This is a genomic window from Sinomonas terrae (assembly GCF_022539255.1).
Classification (GTDB): Bacteria; Actinomycetota; Actinomycetes; order Actinomycetales; family Micrococcaceae; genus Sinomonas; species Sinomonas terrae.
On record NZ_JAKZBV010000001.1, the window covers coordinates 2139129 to 2160510 of the forward strand.

Annotated in this window: 19 protein-coding genes; 11 read left to right on the forward strand and 8 right to left on the reverse strand. The window is 66.8% G+C overall.

Going from position 1 to position 21382, the window contains the following annotated elements; all coding sequences use genetic code 11:
- Positions 1-17: 17 nt before the first annotated feature.
- The 3 genes from L0M17_RS10000 to L0M17_RS10010 all read right to left on the reverse strand — a co-directional run bounded on the left by L0M17_RS10000 (position 18) and on the right by L0M17_RS10010 (position 3012).
- Entirely contained in the window at positions 18-1220 is a 1203-nt protein-coding gene (locus L0M17_RS10000; protein WP_241053810.1) for a globin domain-containing protein, read from the reverse strand.
- Between the two features lie 98 nt (positions 1221-1318).
- Entirely contained in the window at positions 1319-1849 is a 531-nt protein-coding gene (locus L0M17_RS10005) for a DivIVA domain-containing protein (RefSeq protein WP_241053811.1), read from the reverse strand.
- On the reverse strand, positions 1846-3012 hold the full coding sequence (locus L0M17_RS10010; RefSeq protein WP_241053812.1) for a globin domain-containing protein: 1167 nt from the start codon (positions 3010-3012) through the stop codon (positions 1846-1848). The genes L0M17_RS10005 and L0M17_RS10010 overlap by 4 nt, the downstream gene beginning before the upstream one ends.
- Before the next feature lie 245 nt (positions 3013-3257).
- Between L0M17_RS10010 and holA the strand changes: the two genes are divergently transcribed.
- Complete coding sequence (gene holA / locus L0M17_RS10015) at positions 3258-4286, forward strand: DNA polymerase III subunit delta (protein ID WP_241056398.1); 1029 nt, start codon at positions 3258-3260, stop codon at positions 4284-4286.
- Between the two features lie 76 nt (positions 4287-4362).
- Here holA and rpsT read toward each other — a convergent pair whose 3' ends face one another.
- Complete coding sequence (gene rpsT, locus L0M17_RS10020; RefSeq protein ID WP_241053814.1) at positions 4363-4623, reverse strand: 30S ribosomal protein S20; 261 nt, start codon at positions 4621-4623, stop codon at positions 4363-4365.
- 316 nt (positions 4624-4939) lie between these two features.
- Between rpsT and lepA the strand changes: the two genes are divergently transcribed.
- Together lepA and hemW are read left to right on the forward strand one after the other, a co-directional pair.
- Positions 4940-6793: a translation elongation factor 4 gene (lepA, locus tag L0M17_RS10025; RefSeq protein ID WP_241053815.1), complete on the forward strand. Its 1854-nt coding sequence runs from the start codon at positions 4940-4942 to the stop codon at positions 6791-6793.
- Between the two features lie 55 nt (positions 6794-6848).
- Positions 6849-8099 (forward strand): radical SAM family heme chaperone HemW, encoded by a 1251-nt coding sequence (gene hemW, locus L0M17_RS10030; protein ID WP_241053816.1) that lies wholly within the window; start codon positions 6849-6851, stop codon positions 8097-8099.
- A gap of 75 nt (positions 8100-8174) precedes the next feature.
- Here the strand turns inward: hemW and L0M17_RS10035 are convergent, their stop codons facing one another.
- Together L0M17_RS10035 and L0M17_RS10040 are read right to left on the reverse strand one after the other, a co-directional pair.
- Positions 8175-8579 (reverse strand): DUF4870 domain-containing protein, encoded by a 405-nt coding sequence (locus tag L0M17_RS10035; protein WP_241053817.1) that lies wholly within the window; start codon positions 8577-8579, stop codon positions 8175-8177.
- 50 nt (positions 8580-8629) lie between these two features.
- A complete protein-coding gene (locus tag L0M17_RS10040; protein WP_241053818.1) occupies positions 8630-9523 on the reverse strand; it encodes a DUF3097 family protein in 894 nt (297 codons plus the stop codon).
- A gap of 202 nt (positions 9524-9725) precedes the next feature.
- Here L0M17_RS10040 and hrcA point away from each other — a divergent pair, with 202 nt between their 5' ends.
- From hrcA to L0M17_RS10055, 3 genes are read left to right on the forward strand one after another with little or no spacing between them, the layout of a single operon-like run.
- Positions 9726-10739, forward strand: coding sequence for a heat-inducible transcriptional repressor HrcA (gene hrcA / locus L0M17_RS10045; RefSeq protein WP_241053819.1), 1014 nt, complete (start codon positions 9726-9728; stop codon positions 10737-10739).
- A 12-nt stretch (positions 10740-10751) separates the two neighbouring features.
- Positions 10752-11882: a molecular chaperone DnaJ gene (gene dnaJ / locus L0M17_RS10050; RefSeq protein WP_241053820.1), complete on the forward strand. Its 1131-nt coding sequence runs from the start codon at positions 10752-10754 to the stop codon at positions 11880-11882.
- Between the two features lies 1 nt (position 11883).
- Positions 11884-12660: a 16S rRNA (uracil(1498)-N(3))-methyltransferase gene (locus tag L0M17_RS10055; RefSeq protein ID WP_241053822.1), complete on the forward strand. Its 777-nt coding sequence runs from the start codon at positions 11884-11886 to the stop codon at positions 12658-12660.
- Between the two features lie 20 nt (positions 12661-12680).
- On the opposite strand, the gene L0M17_RS10060 is transcribed toward L0M17_RS10055, so the two are convergent.
- A complete protein-coding gene (locus L0M17_RS10060; RefSeq protein WP_241053823.1) occupies positions 12681-13613 on the reverse strand; it encodes a GerMN domain-containing protein in 933 nt (310 codons plus the stop codon).
- Positions 13614-13832: 219 nt separating this feature from the next.
- On the opposite strand from L0M17_RS10060, the gene L0M17_RS10065 reads away from it, so the two are divergent.
- The 5 genes from L0M17_RS10065 (at position 13833) to L0M17_RS10085 (ending at position 19216) form a co-directional block, all read left to right on the forward strand.
- Entirely contained in the window at positions 13833-14909 is a 1077-nt protein-coding gene (locus tag L0M17_RS10065) for a PhoH family protein (RefSeq protein ID WP_241053824.1), read from the forward strand.
- Entirely contained in the window at positions 14906-15379 is a 474-nt protein-coding gene (gene ybeY / locus L0M17_RS10070; protein ID WP_241053825.1) for an rRNA maturation RNase YbeY, read from the forward strand. The genes L0M17_RS10065 and ybeY overlap by 4 nt, the downstream gene beginning before the upstream one ends.
- On the forward strand, positions 15376-16701 hold the full coding sequence (locus L0M17_RS10075; protein ID WP_241053826.1) for a hemolysin family protein: 1326 nt from the start codon (positions 15376-15378) through the stop codon (positions 16699-16701). Before ybeY ends, L0M17_RS10075 begins: the two co-directional genes overlap by 4 nt.
- Positions 16694-17683 (forward strand): GTPase Era, encoded by a 990-nt coding sequence (gene era, locus L0M17_RS10080; protein ID WP_241053827.1) that lies wholly within the window; start codon positions 16694-16696, stop codon positions 17681-17683. Before L0M17_RS10075 ends, era begins: the two co-directional genes overlap by 8 nt.
- 66 nt (positions 17684-17749) lie before the next feature.
- Positions 17750-19216 (forward strand): LCP family protein, encoded by a 1467-nt coding sequence (locus L0M17_RS10085; RefSeq protein ID WP_241053829.1) that lies wholly within the window; start codon positions 17750-17752, stop codon positions 19214-19216.
- A 108-nt stretch (positions 19217-19324) separates the two neighbouring features.
- Here the strand turns inward: L0M17_RS10085 and L0M17_RS10090 are convergent, their stop codons facing one another.
- Positions 19325-21292: a M13 family metallopeptidase gene (locus L0M17_RS10090; RefSeq protein WP_241053830.1), complete on the reverse strand. Its 1968-nt coding sequence runs from the start codon at positions 21290-21292 to the stop codon at positions 19325-19327.
- Between the last annotated feature and the right edge of the window lie 90 nt (positions 21293-21382).

Below are 21382 nucleotides of genomic sequence, written 5' to 3' on the forward strand. Positions count from 1 at the left end.
CCCGCGCTCCCGCTGGCCTACTCGGTGTCGGCCTGCCAGAGGTCGGGGCCGAACACCTCGTACTGGATCTTCCTGGCCGGGGTCCCGCGGCTGATGAGCTGGCTGCGAACGGCCTGCATGAAGGGCAGGGGCCCGCAGAGGTAGTAGGTTGCGTCCTCGGGCAGTTCGAGGACGGAGAGGTCCATGAACCCTTCGTGCTCGTTGTCCGCCAGCGCGCTGTCTGGCTTCTCGTACCACACGTGGAGGCGCGCGTTCGGCAGGGACTCGAGGTCTTCGGTGACCTGACCGCGGAGGGCGAAGCTCTCCGGGGACGTCCCGGCGTGCAGGAACAGCACCTCGCGCTGCGAACCTTGGGCTGCGAGGTGGCTGAGCATCCCGGCGTACGGGGTGACGCCGATGCCCGCGCTGGCGAACACGACCGGGCCGTTGCCCTCGGCCAGGACGACGTCGCCGAACGGTGCCGAGAGAATGATCTCGTCACCTACCGTCAGGGAATCATGGATGAGGGTGGACACCTCGCCCTCGGGCCTGCCTGCGTCGTCCACTCGCTTGACGGCGAACGTGCGGTGCTGGCCGTCGTCCGCGCGGGTGAGGCTGTACTGGCGCGGCTGGTGCAAGCCGTCCTTGGTGGGCATCTGGAGGGTGACGTATTGGCCGGGAAGCGAGGGGTATACATCGCGCTCGTCAGTCCGCTCGACCACGATTGATACGACTTCCTCCGTTTCCGGCCGCTTCTCGGTCACACGCCAAGTGCGCCAGATGTTCTCGGGCTTGCCGCCGAAGTCGGCGTAGAGGCCGCGTTCGAGATTCATCAGCGTGTTGGCCATGAGCCAGTACACCTCGTCCCAGGCCGCGGCCACCTCGGGGGTGACGGCGTCGCCGAGCACGTCGGCGATGGCCCAGAAGAGATGCTCGTGGACGATCTTGTACTGCTTCGGTTCAACCGCGAGGGCGGCGTGCTTGTGACTGATGCGCGAGAGGAGGGCCTCGGGGACCTCGCCGGGCCGATCGAGGAGCATGGACGCGTAGGCGGCGATGGAGCCAGCGAGGGCCTGCTGCTGGTGGCCGTCGGCCTGGTTCCCACGGTTGAACACGCCGTCGAACAGTTCGGGGTGCGCCTCGAAGAGGTGCTCGTAGAAGCGTTGGGCGATGGTCTGGATGTTCTCGCCGACGGCGGGGAGGGTTGCCTTGACGATCGGGGCAGAGGTTTCAGAGAGCATGCGTTTACTCCTCGTGCAGTTTGCGTAACTGCGTTCGGGCGGAACTGATCTGTCGTTCGGGCGGAACTGATCTGTCGGGGATGGGGGAGTCGCGCGGGTCAGGCCGAGGCCGGGGCGGCCGCGACCTCGGGCCGTGCGCCGGGGACGTCGCCGAGCCGGTCCACCTGCTCGGCCAGGGCGTCGATGACGGCGCGGAGCTGGACTTGGGCGACCTTCGTGTACGTGCGGACGTACTCGATCTCCTCGATCGGGGTGTGATACTCCGGGTTGCCTTCCGGTGATGCGCTCGCACCCGTGCCGGGGGCGGAGTTTCCCGCTGCTTGCTCTGCTCGGCGCAGGATCTCGCTGTATTGGGTCCGCGCGCTGGCCACGAGATCCTTGGAATATTGTTCGGCCTCGGCGACGAACTTCTCCGCCAGGACCTGGGCCTGACTGATGATCTTGACCATCTCGTCCTTGCCAGCCGTTTCTCGTGCCTCGAGCTGGACGCGGTCCGCGCTCATCTGGTCGGAAACGGCCTGGAGGAACTGGTGGACGGCCTGAGGGTCGTAGCCGTACTCCACTTGGGCGAACGTAGCGGTTCGGACCTCGGCGGGGCTGATCCGGGTTCCGTGGGTGCTGGTACTCATCGTGTCCCTTCTAGCTGCTCTTCTCCGGTTGGGGAGGAGTTGTCCTCGATGCCGGTGTAGTCCTCGTATCGGATGTCTCCGCGCGGTACCCCGGACCCGACAAGCTCACTGACGGCGTGGGCCACCATTGGGCCCGAGCCGCAGACCAAGGCCAGTCGGCCCGACGACGACGCGTGCGTCGCCGCGGCGCTGCCGACCTTCCCCTTGAGGCCCGGGAAGGTCGCGTCGTCTGAGACGACGGGGTGGAACGAAAACCAGGGTTCGTGTGCGGCCAGGGCCGTCAGACGCGGCTGGTCGTAGAGGTTCCAAGGCACCCGGGCCCCATGGAAGAGATCCACCCGGGGGCCGGAGCCATTCTCGCGCCACTGGGTCGCGGCGCTGTCGAGCACTGCAGATAGCGGGGCCAGGCCCGTCCCGCCGGCGACGAGGAGGAGGTCCCGGCCAGCCTCGGCCTTGAGCTGGTCCCCGACGGGGGCGCCGATGCGGAGAACGTCGCCAGGATTCGTCTTCCGCACCGCGGCGGTGCTGAAGAGCCCGCCCGGGACAAGCTGGACGTGGAACTCGACGGTCCCGTCCGCCCGCTGCGCGTTCGCAGGGCTCAGGTACCGCCAGGTGCGGGGCAAGGCTGGGACCTCGACGGCGGCGGACTGGCCCGGAGCGTAGGCGAAGTCGTGGGGGAGGCGCACCTGCAGGACGGCGACGTCGAGGCTTCGGCGTTCGACGGCGGTCACTTCCCCATCCCACCAGGGCGGAGTTTCGTCCGAGGCGTCCTCGGCGGCGATGACCATGACCTTGGCGATGAGCCCGTAGGCCTCCGCCCAGTCCGCCGCGACCTGCTCGGTCCACTCGGCTCCCACGAAGCGCTGGAGGGTAGCCAGGAACGAGGAACCCAGCATCGAATAATGCTCCGGGACGACCGCGAATCGTCGGTGGTCGCGTCCGAGCTGGCCGAGGAATCCGTTGACCTCATCGATCCGGTCCACGCGGCTGATGATATGACCCAGTGCAGCAAACAGCTTGTCCCGCTGGGCGCCCATCGCCACCGGGAACATCTCCCGCAGCTCTGGGTGGTGGGCGAAGAGGTGCGAGTAGAAGTACAGCGGAACCTCGTCCCCCTGGGCGGTCGCGATGGACCACGTCCGCTTCAGGGCATTCGAATCCATGTAGCCGTCCCTTCCGCGCTGTACGCGCGTTCTCTGCCTGAGGTCCAGAAGGGCTCCTTCGAGCCCAGGTCCCCCAAGCAGCCAAGGGCCGCTCGCAGAAAGCTACACGCTCCGGCTGCGCCAATACCAATCGGGACGGCGCACGCCCGGTTGTCGGTGCCTTCGAGCGGCTGGCAAGTTGGCCGAAGTCCCGGCACATGGCAAGGTTGGTCTGTGAACTCCACGGCGCTCGGAGAAGGATCATGATGGCGGCCGCAGGACGGCGAGCCCCGAGATCGGGGCCCTCGAACTCCTCCGCAGCTGGGATCGATTTCAGGAGCGCCGCTCCCGCTCCGGTTGTTCTCGTCTCCGGGCCCGAGGACTACCTTGCGGCGCGAGCCATGGATTCCATACGGAAAAAGGCGCGCACCGCGCATCCCGATCTTGAGCTCACGCGTCTCGATGCCCAGACGTACGCACCCGGCGCGCTCCTGCTCGCGGCGTCCCCGTCACTGTTCGGCGAGCAGAAGTACATCGAGGCGAGCGGCCTCGAATCGATGAACGAGGACTTCCTCAAGGACGCTCTGGCCTACCTCTCCGCTCCGGAGCCGGACATTGTCCTCGTCCTTCGGCACGCCGGCGGAACCCGCGGGAAGAAGCTCCTCGACGCCGTGCGCGGCTCGGGGGCGCCAGTCGTCGACTGCCAGCCGCTCAAGAGGGACGCGGACAAGGCGGCCTTCGTCGCCGCCGAATTCAAGGGGTCCGGGCGCCGGATCGAGCGCGAGGCAATCGACGCCCTCGTAGCAGCAGTTGGCAGCAGCCTGGCGGAACTGGGGGCGGCATGCAGTCAGCTTCAGCTCGATTCGACGTCGACCGTGGACGTCGCAACCGTCGAGAAGTACTTCGGCGGACGGGTCGAGGCGACCGCCTTCAAGGTGGCTGACGCCGCACTCGCCGGCCGCGCCGCCTTAGCGCTGTCCACCTTCCGACATGCCGTCGAGACCGGAGTGGACCCCGTTCCGATCGTCGCCGCCGTCGGTTCGAAGCTGCGGACGCTCGCGAAGGTGGCGGGCGAGAACGGCTCTGCCCAGAGCATCGCGCGAACGCTCGGTCTGCAGCCTTGGCTTGTGGAGCAGGCTCAGCGCGACATCCGGGGGTGGACACCGAAGAGCCTCGCGACGGCCATCCGAGCCGTCGCCGAGGCCGACGCCGAAGTCAAGGGACTCGCCCGGGACCCGGCTTACGCCGTCGAGCGGGCCCTCGCCGTCGTGAGTGCATCCGCGCGAGCCCGCTGAGCCCGGGGCCCACTTAACCACCTGGGGCCGGGCATCCATGCGGATGCCCGGCCCCAGCTGTTGCCTGACGGGTGTGTCAGAGCGCGTTGACCTTCTTGGCGATCGCCGACTTGCGGTTCGCCGCCTGGTTCTTGTGGATCACGCCCTTGCTCACAGCCTTGTCGAGCTTCTTGGTCGCACGAAGCAGCGCCGAGTTCGCGGCGTCCTTGTCGGATGCCTCGACGGCCGCGTTGACCGAGCGGATGAGGGTCTTGAGCTCGGACTTGACGGCCATGTTGCGCTGGCGGGCCTTCTCGTTGGTGAGAATCCGCTTCTTCTGGGACTTGATGTTCGCCACGTGTGAACTTTCTTGTTTCGCTAACAGGGTCTAGAGGGCTTTCAGGCCGGCCTCGACTGAGCGGCGTGGGGATGCCTATGGCAGCCGACCATCAGTGCCCGTCGACCTGCACGGACACACAGCAGTCAATCGTAGCAGACCGAGGCCGTCCCGATCCCTTCATCCCGCACGGCGCGGCGCGGGCTCCGGGCTCTGCGGCAGGACAGGATCCGTGGGAGACTGGGAAGTCAGCATTGCCCCGCTGGCACAGGATAGCTGGATAAGCAGTAGCAGCGCACGAACAGCATGCCGCACAGAGCAGTAGAGGACGTACAGGGTGTCTCCACAGGCCCGCACCGCACCGGTGCCCGCCGCGACCGATCCGTCGATCATCCGCAACTTTTGCATCATCGCCCACATCGACCACGGCAAGTCGACCCTCGCGGACCGCATGCTGCAGTTCACCGGGGTCGTGCAGCCGCGCGATATGAAGGCGCAGTACCTCGATCGCATGGACATCGAGCGCGAACGCGGGATCACGATCAAGTCCCAGGCGGTCCGCATGCCATGGGAGGTCGAGGACGTCTCGTATGCGCTCAACATGATCGACACCCCCGGCCACGTCGACTTCACGTACGAGGTGTCGCGATCACTGGCCGCGTGCGAGGGAGCGGTTCTGCTCGTCGACGCTGCGCAGGGCATCGAGGCCCAGACGCTTGCGAACCTGTACCTCGCCATGGAGAACGACCTCCATATCATCCCGGTCCTGAACAAGATCGACCTCCCCGCGGCCCAGCCTGAGAAGTACGCCGAAGAACTCGCCAACCTGATCGGTGGCGATCCGGCTGAGGTTCTGAAGGTCTCGGGGAAGACCGGAGTGGGCGTGGAGGGCCTCCTCGACCGCATTGTGCAGGACATCCCAGCCCCCGTCGGCGATGCCAAGGCTCCCGCCCGGGCGATGATCTTCGACTCGGTCTACGACACGTATCGGGGTGTTGTGACCTACGTGCGCGTGGTCGACGGCGCGCTCTCGCCGCGCGAGCGAATCCAGATGATGTCCACGAAGGCCAGCCACGAGCTCCTCGAGATCGGGGTGATCTCGCCCGAGCCCATCCCGAGCAAGGGCCTCGGGGTTGGCGAGGTCGGCTATCTCATCACGGGCGTGAAGGACGTGCGGCAGTCCAAGGTCGGCGATACCGTCACGAACCTCTCCCGCCCGGCGGCGCAGTCCCTCGGCGGCTACGAGGACCCCAAGCCGATGGTCTTCTCGGGCCTCTACCCACTGGACGGCTCCGACTACCCCGATCTCCGGGATGCCCTGGACAAGCTCAAGCTCAACGACGCGGCGCTCGTCTACGAACCCGAGACGTCGGCGGCGCTCGGCTTCGGCTTCCGCGTCGGCTTCCTCGGGCTGCTGCATCTGGAAATCGTGCGCGAGCGCCTCGAGCGCGAGTTCAATCTCGACCTCATCTCGACTGCTCCGAACGTCATCTACGAGGTCACCCTCGAAGACAAGTCGGTTGTCACGGTCACCAACCCGAGCGAGTTCCCGACGGGCAAGGTCAAGGAAGTCCGGGAGCCGATGGTTTCGGCCACCATCCTCGCCCCGAACGAATTCGTCGGCGCGATCATGGAGCTCTGCCAGGGCCGTCGCGGCCAGATGAAGGGTATGGACTACCTGTCCGAGGACCGCGTCGAGCTGCGCTACTGGATGCCTCTCGCGGAGATCGTGTTCGACTTCTTCGACCAGCTCAAGTCGAAGACACGCGGGTACGCCTCGCTCGACTGGAAGGCCGAGGGAGAGCAGGCCGCGGACCTCGTCAAGGTCGACATCCTCCTCCAGGGCGAGCAGGTCGACGCCTTCAGCGCCATCACCCACCGCGACAAGGCCTATTCGTACGGGGTCATGATGACCTCGAAGCTGCGCGAGCTCATTCCGCGTCAGCAGTTCGAGGTGCCGATCCAGGCGGCGATCGGCTCCCGCATCATCGCGCGCGAGAACATCCGCGCCATCCGCAAGGACGTCCTCGCAAAGTGCTACGGCGGTGACATCACCCGCAAGCGCAAGCTCTTGGAGAAGCAGAAAGAGGGCAAGAAGCGCATGAAGATGGTGGGCCGCGTGGAGGTTCCCCAGGAGGCGTTCATCGCGGCGCTGACCACGGACGAATCGAAGGACAAGGCCAAGAAGTAGGTACTACCCAGGTGCACGTTTTCACTGCGGCCCACCAGAAGGCGGTGGCGTAGGTTTGGCCAGCAGCCTTCCGCTCGGGGACCCGGCGCCGGCCGACGGCGTCCTGCCGCCCCAGGCGGCCCTAGACGCCGAGGCGCGGAGCTTCTCGCTCTACGCCCACATCCCGTTCTGCTCGGTACGCTGCGGCTATTGCGATTTCAATACGTACACGGCGGCCGAGCTGGGCGGGGGAGCTTCGCAGAACGAGTACGCGCAGACGGCCGTCGACGAGGTGCGCCTCGCGGCTCGCGCGCTCGACGCCTCAGGGGTGCCCCGGCGTCGTCTGTCCACTGTGTTCTTCGGCGGAGGCACTCCGACGCTCCTGCCTGCCCACGACCTCGCCGCCATCCTCAAGGCAGCGGTCGGCGAATGGGGCCTCGCGCCGGGCGCTGAGGTGACCACGGAGGCCAACCCCGACTCGGTGACCCCTGACTCCCTCCTTGCCCTGCGGGAGGCCGGATTCACGCGCGTATCCTTCGGCATGCAGTCAGCGGTCCCGCACGTCCTCCGTGTTCTGGACCGCACCCATACTCCAAGCCGTGTCCCTGAGGCCGTCCGCTGGGCTCGGGATGCCGGGCTCGACGTGAGCCTCGACCTCATCTACGGCACCCCCGGGGAGAGCATGGATGACTGGCGCTGGTCCCTCGATGCCGCCCTCGCCTCCGAACCAGATCACGTGAGCGCCTATGCCCTCATCGTGGAGGAGGGCACGCGCCTTGCCGCGCAGATTCGCCGCGGTCAGGTCCCTGACGTCGACGACGACGACCACGCGGCCAAGTACGAGGTCGCCGATGCGGTCCTCGGCAGCGCCGGCTTCCACTGGTACGAGGTGAGCAACTGGGCACGGAGCGCAGAGGGCGACAGCCCCGATGCGGGCAGGTTCGAGTGCCGCCACAACCTCGCCTACTGGCACGGCGGGGACTGGTGGGGCGTGGGGCCGGGCGCGCACTCGCACGTCGGCGGGGTCCGCTGGTGGAACGTCAAGCATCCGCGCGCCTACGCCGCACGTCTGGCCCAAGCGGAATCGCCGGCCGCAGGACGTGAGACGCTCGACGACGCGACGCGCCTGGAGGAGCGCATCATCCTCGAGCTCCGACTCGCCGCTGGCCTCCCGATCGGCGTCCTCCCCGCGTCGTCAAGACACGAGGTCGCGGGGCTCATTGCCGAGGGTCTCGTCGACGGACCCTCCGCGTTCCAGGGGCGCCTCGTCCTCACCCTTGCGGGGAGGCTCCTCGCGGACGCGGTGGTGCGCCGCCTCATGCCCTGAGCCGGGCACGCCACCTTTGCCCGGACCGGACCTGCAGGGCCGGGTCCGGGCAGATCGGCGTCTACTCGAACAGGCTCACTTGATCCACCGCAGATTGAATCGGTAGCGGAACGGCTGCCCGCGGTTGACCTCGATGCCTGCGGTCACGGAGAGGATCGCGAGCCCCACCCAGATGAGCGTCGCCACCACAGCAAGGTAGACACCGATCACGGGGATGAACGAGAACAGGTTCAGCACCAGCGCGGCGAGCGTCGGAGGCAACGTGAAGTTGAGCGCTTCCTTTGATTCCTGGGCCGTAAAGGGGCCTCGATCCTTGAAGCAGAGGTAGACGAGCAGGGAGGGGACGCAGCCGAGAATCCCGCCGAAATGTGCGAGGGTGGCCCACTGACGGTCTTCGCTGGCGGTAAAAGGCTCGCTGCCTCCGACCTTCCCGAGCCTGCCCCCTTGGGGCTCACGGTGATCCTGCCAGTTCTGGGACACAGCACTTCCTTGCGTTCGGGAACAGGGTCTTGGCCCTCAGAATACCGAACTCAGGCGGTCAGGAAGTCGATGACCTCTTCGACTCTGCCGAGGAGTGCGGGCTCGAGATCGGCGTACGTGCGGACGGCGCCGAGGAGGCGCTGCCATCCAAGGCCGAGATCCTCGGACGTTTCGTGAGGCCAGCCGAAAGCACGGAGAATGCCGGTCTTCCAGTCGAGTCCGCGGCGGACGGTCGGCCACGCAGGGATCCCGAGGGTCTGCGGTCGAATGGCCTGCCAGACGTCCACGTAGGGGTGCCCCACGATCAGGACGTTCCCCCTGGCCCCGGGCACCGCAAGTGCCTTCTCGGCGATTCGCGTCTCCTTCGAGCCTTCGACAAGGTGGTCGACGAGGATGCCGAGGCGTCGCTCGGGACCGGGCTGGAAGTCCGCGACGGCGGCGGCGAGGTCGTCTACTCCGTGGAGAGGCTCGACGACGATGCCCTCAAGGCGCAGGTCGTCGCCCCAGACCTTCTCGACGAGTTCTGCGTCGTGCTTGCCCTCGACCCAGATGCGACTCGCCCGCGCCACTCTCGCCCGAGCGCCGTCGACCGCGACTGATCCCGACGCGGTCCGTTTGGGAGCCGCCGCCTTCTGCCGTGGGGCCGGGGGAGCGAGGCGGACGGGTCGCCCCTCGAGCAGGAATCCGTAGCCGAGTTCGAACGAGCGGGTCTTGCCGCGCCGATCCTCGAGGCTGAAGACGTGCATTCCGCCGGACTTCTCGACCCGTGTGACCGCGCCCACCCACCCCGTCTGGCTGTCCTCTAGCACCATGCCCAACTCGATGGGCACATCTGGCAGGACGGTCTTCTTGGGGGCGGCAATGTCAGCCGGCCCCCACTGGTCGTAGTAGGACACCCGGTCCTCGCCTCCTCGCACTGCTGCCCAGATCTGGATCGGCTTCATGCTACTGGCGAGACGGCGTCGGCTCGGGGCCTTCCGGCCGCGTGTCCCGATGCCCTGGGTGGACGTGCGGGGGGCGCATAATAGATTTAGCACTTGGGTAGAGAGAGTGCTAAGGAATTGAGGAACGTCCTGTACGGGAAGCGCGTTGCGCAATGAGTACTGTCCGCAGGACGCAGCGAGCAATGTCCGCAGGGGAGGTGGAATGAACGAGCCGCGCAAACTCGAGGTGCTGAGGGCAATCGTCGAGGACTACGTCCACTACCGGGAGCCAGTTGGATCGAAGGCCCTCGTGGAGCGCCATCGTCTCGGCGTCTCGAGCGCGACGATCCGCAACGACATGGCCGCCCTCGAGGACGATGGCCTCATTGTTGCCCCGCACACGAGTGCGGGCCGGGTCCCGACGGACAAGGGCTATCGCGTCTTTGTCGATCAGCTCGCGGCAGTACGGCCGCTCTCTGCTGCGGAGAAGCACGCGATCCAGTCCCTCCTGGAAGGTGCAGACGATCTGGACGACGTCCTCGAACGCACCGTGCGGCTGCTTTCGCACCTCACGAACCAGGTCGCCGTCGTCCAGTACCCTCAGCTGGGCCGCGCGCGAGTGCGCCACGTCGAAGCGGTGGGCCTCGCCCCCCGTCAGGTCCTGCTCGTGCTCATCGCAGACAGCGGCACCGTCGAACAGAGGGTCGTGACGTTGGGAGAGGACCTCGACCACGACAGGCTCGCGGTGCTGCGCCAAGGCTTTCTTGCGGCAACGGCAGGCAAGCCGGTCGCGCAGGTCGGGGCGAACGTGGCGGGGATCATGGACTCGCTCCTCCCGGAGGACCGTGCCGTCGCGGCAGAGCTCGCCGCAGGGCTTGCTGCCCTTGCCGCCTCAAGCCGCGAAGAGCGGATCGTGACGGCAGGCACGGCCTACCTCGCGCGGTCCAACAGCGACTTCCTCCTGAGCATCTCACCGGTGCTCGAAGCCCTTGAGGAACAGGTTGTGCTCCTGCGCCTCCTGTCCGAGATGGCAAGCGATGCGCGTGGTGTCGCAGTGGCAATCGGCCACGAGACCGCCGCCGACTCGCTCGCCGAGACCTCGGTCGTGGCAACGGGGTACGGACGGGACGACGCCAAGATCGGCGTTCTCGGCCCGACCCGAATGGACTACCCGGCCACGATGGCAGCGGTACGCGCGGTCGCGCGATACCTCTCGAAGATCCTCGCCGGAAGCTAGAGAAAGAAGACAGTGAGCAGCCATTACGAAACCCTCGGCGTGTCACCGGATGCGAGCGGCGAGGAGATCAAGAAGGCCTACCGGAAGCTGGCGCGCCAGTTCCACCCGGACGTCAACCCGGGCGAGGAAGCATCGGAGCGCTTCAAGGCCGTGACCCACGCCTATGAGGTGCTCTCCGACCCCGAAAAGCGCCGCGTCTACGACGCGACAGGCAACGAGAACGGGACGGACAACGGGTTCTCGGGCGCCTACAACGGGGCGGGCTTCGCCTTCCAGGACATCTTCGAGACGTTCTTCGGAGGGGGAGGGGCGCAGACGGGCCCGGCTTCCCGGGTGCGACGCGGCCAAGATGCCCTGATCGCGGTCCGGATCGAACTCAAGGACGCAGTCTTCGGAGTCAACAAGAAGATCGAGGTCGACACAGCGGTCCTCTGCACCCGCTGCGAGGGATCCTGCTGCGAGCCGGGCACACAGCCCGTGCGATGCAGCGTCTGCCACGGCAGCGGGCACGTCCAGCGCGCGGTGCGCTCGATCCTCGGCCAGGTCATGACGACGGCGACATGCCCCTCGTGCGGCGGCTTCGGCACCGAGATCCCGAGCCCCTGCAACGAGTGCGGCGGGGAGGGCCGCGTCCGCAGCCGGCGTTCCCTCACGGTCAAGATCCCAGCCGGCGTTTCCACGGGTACCCGGATCCAGCTCGCCGGCCAAGGCGAGGCAGGTACGGCGGGCGGGCCGACAGGCGATCTCTACGTGGAGATCCGGGTCGCCACGCACACGACGTTCTCGCGTGACGGCGACAACCTGCACGCGACCCTGAGCGTCCCCATGACGGCGGCGGCGCTAGGGACCGAGCTGACGCTCGAGACTTTCGACGGCGAACAGACCATCACGCTCCACCCGGGCACACAGTCCGGCGACGTGATCACGCTCCAGCACCTCGGTGTGGCACGCCTGCGGGGCGCCGGCCGCGGAGATCTGCTGGTGCACGTCAACGTCGAGGTCCCCACCAAGCTCGATGCGGAGCAGGAGGAGCTCCTGAGGCAGCTCGCCAAGCTCCGTGGAGAGCATGTCGCAGAAGGGAAACTCGTCGGCACGGGCGGGGGAATGTTCGCGAAGCTGCGAGACAAGTTCGGGAACCTCTGACGTGTCCAACCCCGTCTTCTTCGTCGACCCGGGCTCGCTCGAGGCGCTGGGGGAGGGCGACGTCGTCACCGTCAGGGGAACCGAGGGCCGCCACGCGGCAACGGTCAAAAGGCTCGCACCCGGGGAACCGGTCGACCTCGTCGACGGGTGCGGCGTGCGTGGCCGGGGCCGGGTGGCCCGTGCGGAAGGCGATCTCCTCGCCGTCGTCCTCAACAGCGTAGAGCGCGAGCCGCGGCCACCATACCGGCTCGTGCTCGTGCAGGCGCTCGCCAAAGGCGACCGCGACGAGCTCGCTGCCGAGGCGGCAACCGAGCTAGGCGCTGACGCTGTCATCCCTTGGCAGGCAGAACGCTCGATTGTGCGGTGGAAGGGTGAGCGGGGCGCCAAATCGCTCGCGAAATGGCGCGCGGTCGTCTCGGCTGCAGCAAAGCAGTCTCGGCGGGCTTGGGTGCCGGAGGTCGAGGAAGCGCACGACGACGCGGCACTCACCGCGCGCATCGCGGCGGCGTCCCTCGCCGTCGTCCTGCATGAGGAGGCAGTGGAGAGTCTCAGCTCCGTGCTTGATCATTTCAGCGCGGGCGAATCGCCGTTCGAGGGGGAAGTGCTCTTCCTCGTCGGCCCCGAAGGCGGGATATCGGCCGCTGAACTCGATCGTTTCGTCTCGGCCGGGGCCAAGCTCGCGCTCCTCGCGCCCCACGTGCTGCGATCGTCGACCGCCGGCCCCGCGGCCCTCGCGATCGCGGGCGACCGCCTCGGGCGCTGGCCAGCAAAGAACTGACGTTCGAGCAGTCACGCCGCCTAACGGGTGACCGTGAAGTCCTTGGAATCCCATGCAAGCGCTGCGGGATCGCCGGCTCCAGGATCGTTCGGGAAGACGCGCAGCACGTACTTGCCCGGGGGCAGGGCAATCGAGAAGCGATACTGCCCTTGATTCTGGCCCGAAGGGGCGGACACTGTGTGGCCGCTCGTGACGACCGGTGCCTTGTCCGTCTTGATATCGGCCCGCGAGACCTGCCAGAAGACCTCGGAGCCGGGCGCCGTCGTCCGTCCGTCCGCGGTGAGCTGTCCGTGCGGTGAGGCCGTGCCTGCCTGGGGGTCGATGATCCACATGGGCGCCACCATCGCCGGGTCGCGCTGCATCAGCTGGCCCAACTGCACGCGGTTGAACGCGAGTTGGTCGGTGCGTCCGTCGACGAGGAGCATGACTTGGACTGGCTGGTTGGCGTCGATGACTCCGGCACTGGCGGCTGCGGCGCTGGCAGTGTAGACGAGCTGCTGCACCGCCAACTGCGCGGTCTGCTCGTCGACCGAACTGTTGAAGGCGTCGGAGGAGACGTCGACCGTGATGACATTGGTGCCGGAGATCGACGCCGCGAGCTTCTTCGGCGACTGCCAGGGGCTGAACAGATTCGGGTCGAGGGGCTTTGCAGACATCATGAGGCGCAACGCCTTGGCGACGGCGTTGTCGCTCCCGGGGGCGTCGCGGAACTCTCGGTAGAGGTAGACCCCATCCCGAGCGCGGCCAAGCCAGTAGACGGGAGACTTGGTCGAGGTCTGGGAGGTCTCGAGGGGGACGTTCGCGGAGGCGGAGATGCCGGGTGAGGCACCTGCGGCCATAGTTGGCTGGGGCTGGCCGCTCGCAGTGCAGGCTGCCAGGAGCACGGCCACGAGCGCGGCACCGACGGCCAGCACCATGCGGCGCGGCGCGGGGCTCGGTCGGCTGGCAGCCATGAAAGTGATCCTCCGGACTGATCGGCAGGGCGCCCCTCCGGCACCCACATCGCAGGGCTGCGCTCGGACCCCAATCGGCGCCTCCCCTGGCACCATCCAGCTTGGCACAGCGAATCTGGGGGAATGTCCGATCACGGGCTTTCGTTGCCCAAGTGATGCCCGATTGATACCTAGCGGTAGCATGGACCGGCAAGCACCCCACGAGGAGAGAGAAGGCATTTGACAGCGGAGTTTCCGCACACAACTCCTACGACCCGGACCGAGGTTCTCCGCTTCGCTTCCGGTGAGGACATGGTGCACATCCTCGGACCGCATGATGAAGCCCTCCGCTACGTCGAAGAGCAATTTCCCTCCGTGTCGTTCCACGTTCGGGGCAACGAGCTGACCATCGTCGGCCCCCCTGCCGAGGCCCCGAATATCCGACGGCTCTTCGAAGAGATCGCATCGCTCGCCGAACGTGGAACCCCTGTGACTCCCGCCTCTCTCGCGCAGCTCGTCACAATGCTGCGGGACCAGACCGTCTCGAGTCCCTCGGACGTGCTCACCCACAACATCCTGACCAGCCGTGGCCGCAGCATTCGCCCGAAGACGGCCAACCAGAAGAGCTACGTGGACGCCATCGATGCGAACACTGTCATCTTCGGCATTGGGCCCGCGGGTACCGGCAAGACGTATCTCGCGATGGCAAAGGCAGTCCAGGCGCTGCAGCACAAGGACGTCAGCCGAATCATCCTGACCCGTCCGGCCGTCGAGGCGGGGGAGCGGCTTGGGTTCCTCCCCGGCACGCTGAATGACAAGATCGATCCCTATCTGCGGCCGCTCTACGACGCGCTGCACGACATGATCGATCCCGAGTCGATCCCGCGGCTCATGGCGGCGGGAACGATCGAGGTTGCGCCGCTCGCCTACATGCGTGGCCGCACGCTCAACGACGCATTCATCATCCTCGACGAGGCGCAGAACACGACCCCCGAACAGATGAAGATGTTCCTCACGCGTCTGGGGTTCGGCTCGAAGATGGTGGTCACGGGCGACATCACCCAGGTCGATCTGCCGTCCGGCTCGTCCTCAGGGCTCCGGGTCGTACAGGACATCCTCGAGGGAATAGAAGACGTGAGCTTCACCGTCCTCGACGCATCCGACGTAGTCCGCCATCGCTTGGTCTCGGACATCGTGGCGGCGTACGGGCGGTGGGACGACCATCAGCGTGCGAGGGCCGAGCGGGCGCGCGTCCGCGCCGATCGGCAGCACGCCGCGGGAGCCGAGCGCGCCTCGGCGTCTAAGCTTGAGCCGTGAGCATCGAAGTAAACAACGAGTCCGGCGTTGCGGTCGACGAAGAGGCCCTCGTTCGCCTCGGTCGTTTCATCTTCGACCGCCTGTGGCTGCATCCGCAGACTGAGCTCTCGATCCTGCTCGTCGACGAGGCCGCGATGGAGCGGCTGCATCTCGAACTCATGGACGAGCCCGGCGCCACGGACGTTCTGTCCGTCCCGATGGACGAGCTGACGCCGGGGACCCCCGGTCGCCCCACCCCCCAGGGGATGCTCGGCGACATCGCAATCTGCCCCCAGGTCGCCGCTGAACAGGCCAGACGAGGGGGCCATTCGCGGGACGACGAGATGCTGCTGCTCGCGACCCATGGCGTCCTCCACCTCCTCGGCTTCGACCACGCGGAACCGGAGGAGCGCCAGGAGATGTTCGGGCTCCAGCGCGAGCTGCTCACCGAGTTCCTGGGCAGGCCGGCCCCGAAGGAGACGATGGCGTGACGATCGCCGTCCTGCTGGCCATGGCGCTGGCGTTCACGGCGCTTGCTGCCCTGCTTACTGCCGCTGACGCGGCCCTCGCCTTCCTTCCGCGGCACGATGCAGAGGAGTACGTCGAGGACGGTCATGGGAGGTCCCTCGAGAGAATCCTCTCCGATCCCGTCCCGTTCGCGCGTGCGCTCCGCTTCTGGCGGATCTGGTTCGAGACGGCGTCCGCGGTCGCGGTCGCCGTTCTCATGACGATCTGGATCGAGAATGTCTGGCTCGCCGGGCTTGCCGCTACCATTGTCATGGCGATCATCGGCTTCCTCCTCGTCGGCGTCTCGCCTCGGCAGCTCGGCCGGCGGCACTCCCTCGCCGTCGCCGCCTGGACCGCGCCCCTGACCGTGGCGCTGCGTGAGGTCCTCGGCCCGATCCCGGGGTGGCTCGTATCGATCGGCAGTGCCGCCACGGGTACGGATCCCCAGCAGGAGGACGCGATCTACTCGACGGACGAACTCCGCGAGTTCGTCGAGCGCGCGAGCGATTCCGAGGACTTCGAAGAGGCGCAGGCCGAACTACTCCAGTCCGTGTTCGAGCTCGGCGAGACGCTCGTTCGGGCTGTGATGGTGCCGCGCACCGACATCATCGGCATCGAAGCCGGCTCGACGCTCCGCCAGGCCATGTCCCTGTTCCTGCGCTCCGGCTGTTCGCGCCTCCCGGTCTTCGTCGAGAACCTCGACGACGTCCGCGGCATCCTGTATCTCAAGGATGTCGCAGCCCGATTGCACCAGGCCCCCGGCGCGGGCACCGAAGCCGTTGAGGATCACGTGCGCGAACCGCGCTTCGTCCCTGAGTCGAAGCCCGTGAACGAGCTCCTCAAGGAACTCCAGCGCGAATCGACCCACCTCGCCATCGTGGTGGACGAATACGGCGGAACGGCGGGACTCGTCACGCTCGAAGACCTCATCGAGGAGCTTGTGGGCGAGATTGCCGACGAGTATGACGAGGACGACGTCGAGGCCATCGAGGTCGAGCCGGGGGTGTACCGCGTCCAGGCCCGCATGAGCTTGGACGACTTGGGAGAGCTCTTCGACGAGGACATCGAGGACGACGAGGTCGACAGCGTCGGAGGCCTCCTTGCCAAGACGATCGGGAGAGTGCCGATCGTCGGAAGCACCGCGGTGGTGGAGGGCATTCGGCTCACGGCCGAACGGCTCGAGGGGCGCCGCAAGCGGGTGAGCCACCTGCTTGCCCAGCGCACCGAGCCCTCGGGCGAGGACCGAGGACGGGTGCGCGAGACAGAGCGGCACGATTCAGAAGCGACAGGGAGACAGCATGGCTGATCAGGACGGCGGCAAGGGCGGACGAGGGCCGCAAGCAGGCGGCTGGCCGCAGGCGGACGACGGCGGATACCGCGCAGGCTTCGCGGTCCTCGTGGGGCGGCCCAATGCGGGGAAGTCGACCCTCACCAATGCGTTGGTCGGGCAGAAGGTGGCGATCACGTCGGCCAAGCCACAGACGACGCGCCACACCATTCGGGGGATAGTCCACCGGTCCGACGCCCAGCTCATCCTCGTGGACACTCCAGGTCTCCACCGGCCCCGCACCCTCCTCGGTCAGCGGCTCAACGACTTGGTGGCCGAGACGCTGTCCGAAGTCGACGCGATCGGCTTCTGCCTTCCTGCCAACGAACGCATCGGGCCCGGCGACCGCTTCATCGCGAGCCAACTGGCCGCCGTCGGCCGCAAGCCCATCGTGGCACTCGTGACCAAGGCAGACCTCGCGGACCGGGCCGCGCTCACCGAGCAGCTCCTCGCTGTGACGGAACTCGGCCGGGAGGTTCTCGGCGGCGAGGGCTTCGCGGACATCGTCCCGGTCTCCGCGAAGGACGGCTATCAGGTCGAGACGGTCGCCGACGTCCTCATTTCGCACATGCCGCCCTCGCCGCCGCTCTACCCGGACGGCGAGCTCACCGACGAGCCCGAGGCGGTCATGGTGGCCGAGCTGGTACGCGAAGCAGCCCTCGAGGGTGTCCGGGACGAGCTCCCGCACTCGCTCGCCGTCGTCGTCGACGAAATCGTCCCCCGTGAGGGGCGCCCAGAGGACAACCCGCTCCTGGACGTCCGCGTCAACCTCTTCGTCGAGCGGCCGTCGCAGAAGGCCATCATCATCGGCCGGGGCGGGGAGCGGCTGCGCGACGTCGGATCGCACGCGCGGAAGGGAATCGAAGCTCTGCTCGGAACGCGCATCTATCTCGATCTGCATGTGAAGGTGGCCAAGGACTGGCAGCGCGATCCCAAACAACTCGGGCGTTTGGGCTTTTAGCACATACAGGCGTCTCACAGAAGCCTCTGTAGACTAGATAGCAGTATCACCTACCGGAGGCTCCATTTGGCAACAACAGGGAACGTCCCGCGTCACGTGCGGATGCGCCGCAAAGTTCCCCTCTGGGTCAAAATCCTCGGCAGCGTCGTGGTGCTCGGAATCGTGGGTGTGGTCGCCTTCGCTGGCTACTGGGCCTGGCGCCTGCAGAGCAATATCCACGAGGCGCCGCTGAGCGCCGGCCACGGGACCGCAGACGCGACGAATGACGCCACGGACCCGCTCCAGATCCTGATCATCGGCACCGACACGCGTGCGGGCGCTGATTCCAACTACGGCACCACAGCGGACAGCTCTGGCTACGGCAACTCCGATGTGATGATCCTCCTGAACATCTCGGCGGACAACAAGGTCGTGTCCATGACGAGCTTCCCCCGCGACCTCATGGTGCCGATCCCCGCCTGCCACGATCCTCAAACCGGCAAGGACTATCCGGCACAGCCCGTCGGCCAGATCAACTCGGCCATGATGGAAGCTGGCCCTGGCTGCGCGGTCGATACGGTCAACCAGCTCACGGGACTCCAGATCGACCACTTCATGGTTGCGGACTTCAACGCGGTCAAGGACCTCTCGAACGAAATCGGCGGCGTGCAGGTCTGCGTCAACGCCCCTATCGACGACCCGTACTCGGGACTCAAGCTCCCCGCCGGCACCTCGACGGTTCAGGGCGAGATGGCCCTCGCCTTCCTGAGGAGCCGCCACGGCGTCGGCGACGGCAGCGACCTCTCGCGTATCAAGTCGCAGCAGGAGTTCCTCGCGTCGCTCGCGCGGAAGGTCAAGTCGGACGGAACTCTCACCAACGTCCCGAAGCTCCTGAGCATCGCCGATACGATCACCCAGAACCTCACCGTCGACTCCGGGCTCGCCAATCCTCAGGCGATGATCACGATCGCCTCTCGACTCCGTTCCGTCGACTTGTCGAAGGTCGCCTTCGTGACTGCACCGTGGGAGCCGTACAGCGGAGACCCGAACCGGGTCCAGCTCAAACAGCCTGACGCGGCCGCGCTGTTCGAAGCGCTCCGGCAGAACCGTGACCTCACGGCGCCAGCCACGAACACGGCCGCGAGTGCCTCGGCATCGCCCAGTGCCGCTCCGACCACACCAGCCGCTCCTGCGTACGACAAGACGATCCAGCCCGTCACAGTCGCAAACGGCACAGGGGTTACCGGCCGAGCAGCAGAACTCGCAACCTTCCTCAAGGGCCAGGGCTTCGCGCAGAGCACGGACTTCAACGCAGCCCCGACCGACACGACCAACGTCTACTACAGCTCCAACTTCGCGGATGTCGCGAAAGACGTTGCTGCAGCGCTCGGCATCCCGTCCTCGCAGGTCCAGCCCGCGAACAACATCAACGGGGTCCAGGTCTACGTCGGGTCGGATTTCACCTCGGGAACCCACTACACGCCTAAACTCCCCGACAACGTGGTGTCCCAGACGGCGGCCCAGGCGACATGCCAGACGGCGTTCGGCCAATAGTCCGGAAGCAAGCCTGAGAGCCCGATGGGGCCCGGAAGAAATTCACATATAGAAGAAGGTCCCGGCATCCTCGAGGATGCCGGGACCTTCTGGCCGTCTGAGTGGGTTTTACCAGATTTCCACGCGCTCGTTCGGCGCGAGCCACATGCCGTCGCCCTCTGCGACCTCGAACGCCTCGTGGAACGCCGTGAGGTTCTTGACGATCGTGTTGGTGCGGAACTCGTTGGGGGAGTGCGGGTCGATCGCGAGCCGGCGGATGGACTCTTCGGGGCGGCACACTTGGCGCCATACGGTTGCCCACGAGATGAAGAAGCGCTGCTCGCCGGTGAGTCCGTCGATGATCGGCGCCTCTTCGCCGTCGAGGTGAAGACGGTACGCCTTGAACGCGATTCCGAGGCCGCCAAGGTCCCCGATGTTCTCGCCGAGCGTCAGCTTGCCGTTCACCGTGTGTCCAGGGGCCTCGCTGGGGGAGAGGACTTCGAACTGCTCGACGAGACGCGCGGTCAGCGCTTCGAAGGCCTTCCTGTCCTCGTCCGTCCACCAGTTTCGCAGAGCACCAGTCCCGTCGAACTGGGAGCCCTGATCATCGAATCCGTGCCCGATCTCATGCCCGATGACCGCCCCGATGCCGCCGTAGTTGACGGCGGCATCGGCACCCGGGTGGTAGAACGGCGGCTGGAGGATCGCGGCCGGGAAGACGATCTCGTTCATGAGCGGGTGGTAGTACGCGTTCACAGTCTGGGGCGTCATGAGCCACTTGATGCGGTCCACAGGCTTGCCGATTTCGTCGAGGAGCCGGTCCAGTTCCCCTGCGTGCGCGCGGCGAACGTTGCCGAGGAGATCCTTCTCATCGATGTCGACGGCGGAGAAGTCGATCCACTCGTCGGGGTAACCGATCTTCGGGCGGAAGGCCTCGAGCTTCTCGAGTGCGCGCTCTCGGGTCTCGGGGCCCATCCAGGAGAGGACCGAGATGCTCTGCCCGTACGCCTCGACGATGTCAGCGACGAGCTTCTGCATGGACTCCTTGTGCTCTGCAGGGAAGTGGCGCTCGACGTACAGCCGCCCAACGGCCATCCCAAGCCCGTTCTCCACAGTCGCCACGCCGCGCTTCCAGCGCTCCTTGTTCTCCGGGGTTCCGCTCAGGACCGTGCCGTAGAAGGCAAAGTGCCGATCAACGAATTCGGGGGAGAGGAACGGCGCGGAGGCGGAGACCACATGGGCTGTGAGCCAGAGCTTCCAGTCCTCAAGGGGAACCTCGGCTAGCATCGGGCCGAGGCCAGAGAGGAAATCGGGATTGCCGACGACGAGCTCTGCCCGCGCGGGCTCCGCGACCCCCGTCGCCTCCGCCCATGTGAGGAAGTGCGGGAAGACGGTCGTCGCCTCCTCCTGGGTGAACAGGTTGTAGGTCTTCTGCGGATCCCGAAGCGTCACGCGGTCCCAGTGCAGCCCGGCGAGTCGCTCTTCGAGCCGGACGACGGCGGCCGCAGCCTCCGCGGCCGGCCCCCTGCCGACCAAGGTGAAGATGTCGGTGAGATAGGAGCGGTAGGCCTCGCGGGCCTCGGCGAAGCGCTCCTCTCGGTAGTACGACTCGTCAGGGAGACCGAGGCCGCCTTGCGACAAATACAGCAGCACGCGGTCCGGGTTCCCAGCGTCCGGAGCGGCGTAGTACCCAAAAAGTCCTTCGCTGCCCCCGCGTCCGAGCCGCGCCGAGGTTCGCACGAAACCTTCGGCATCGGTGACGGCGTCGACCTCGGCGAGCAGGGCTTTGAGCGGCTCGGCTCCGAGTTCTGCAACACGGTCCTCATCCATGAACGAGCGGTACAGCGCCCCGATCTTCTCCTCGTCGGAGCCGGCTGCATGCTCGCTCTCGGCGAGCTCCTCGATGAGGCCTCGCACGTCTTCCTCGGCTCGATCGCGAAGCTGCACGAACGTACCGACGAGGGCGCGGTCCGAGGGGATCTTCGTCTCGCGGAGCCACGCGCCGTTGACGTGCCGGTACAGGTCGTCCTGGGCTCGGACAGTCTCGTCGAAGAACTCACGGTCGACGCCGGACGGCGCGACAGGGCTGTCGGTCATGGTGCCTCCTCAGGCATGCTCGAATGCGTTCATCTTAGGCAGCCACCCTGTCAGGGAAAGGCTTCCATGCCGTGGACGCTCCGCCAGGCC

Coding starts and splice junctions, on each gene's coding strand:
- L0M17_RS10060 (WP_241053823.1), bottom strand. CDS start 13,613: ATGGCTGCCAGCCGACCGAGCCCCGCGCCGCGCCGCATGGTGCTGGCC.
- L0M17_RS10005 (WP_241053811.1), bottom strand. CDS start 1,849: ATGAGTACCAGCACCCACGGAACCCGGATCAGCCCCGCCGAGGTCCGA.
- L0M17_RS10010 (WP_241053812.1), bottom strand. CDS start 3,012: ATGGATTCGAATGCCCTGAAGCGGACGTGGTCCATCGCGACCGCCCAG.
- hrcA (WP_241053819.1), top strand. CDS start 9,726: ATGAACGAGCCGCGCAAACTCGAGGTGCTGAGGGCAATCGTCGAGGAC.
- holA (WP_241056398.1), top strand. CDS start 3,258: ATGGCGGCCGCAGGACGGCGAGCCCCGAGATCGGGGCCCTCGAACTCC.
- era (WP_241053827.1), top strand. CDS start 16,694: ATGGCTGATCAGGACGGCGGCAAGGGCGGACGAGGGCCGCAAGCAGGC.
- L0M17_RS10040 (WP_241053818.1), bottom strand. CDS start 9,523: ATGAAGCCGATCCAGATCTGGGCAGCAGTGCGAGGAGGCGAGGACCGG.
- L0M17_RS10000 (WP_241053810.1), bottom strand. CDS start 1,220: ATGCTCTCTGAAACCTCTGCCCCGATCGTCAAGGCAACCCTCCCCGCC.
- L0M17_RS10090 (WP_241053830.1), bottom strand. CDS start 21,292: ATGACCGACAGCCCTGTCGCGCCGTCCGGCGTCGACCGTGAGTTCTTC.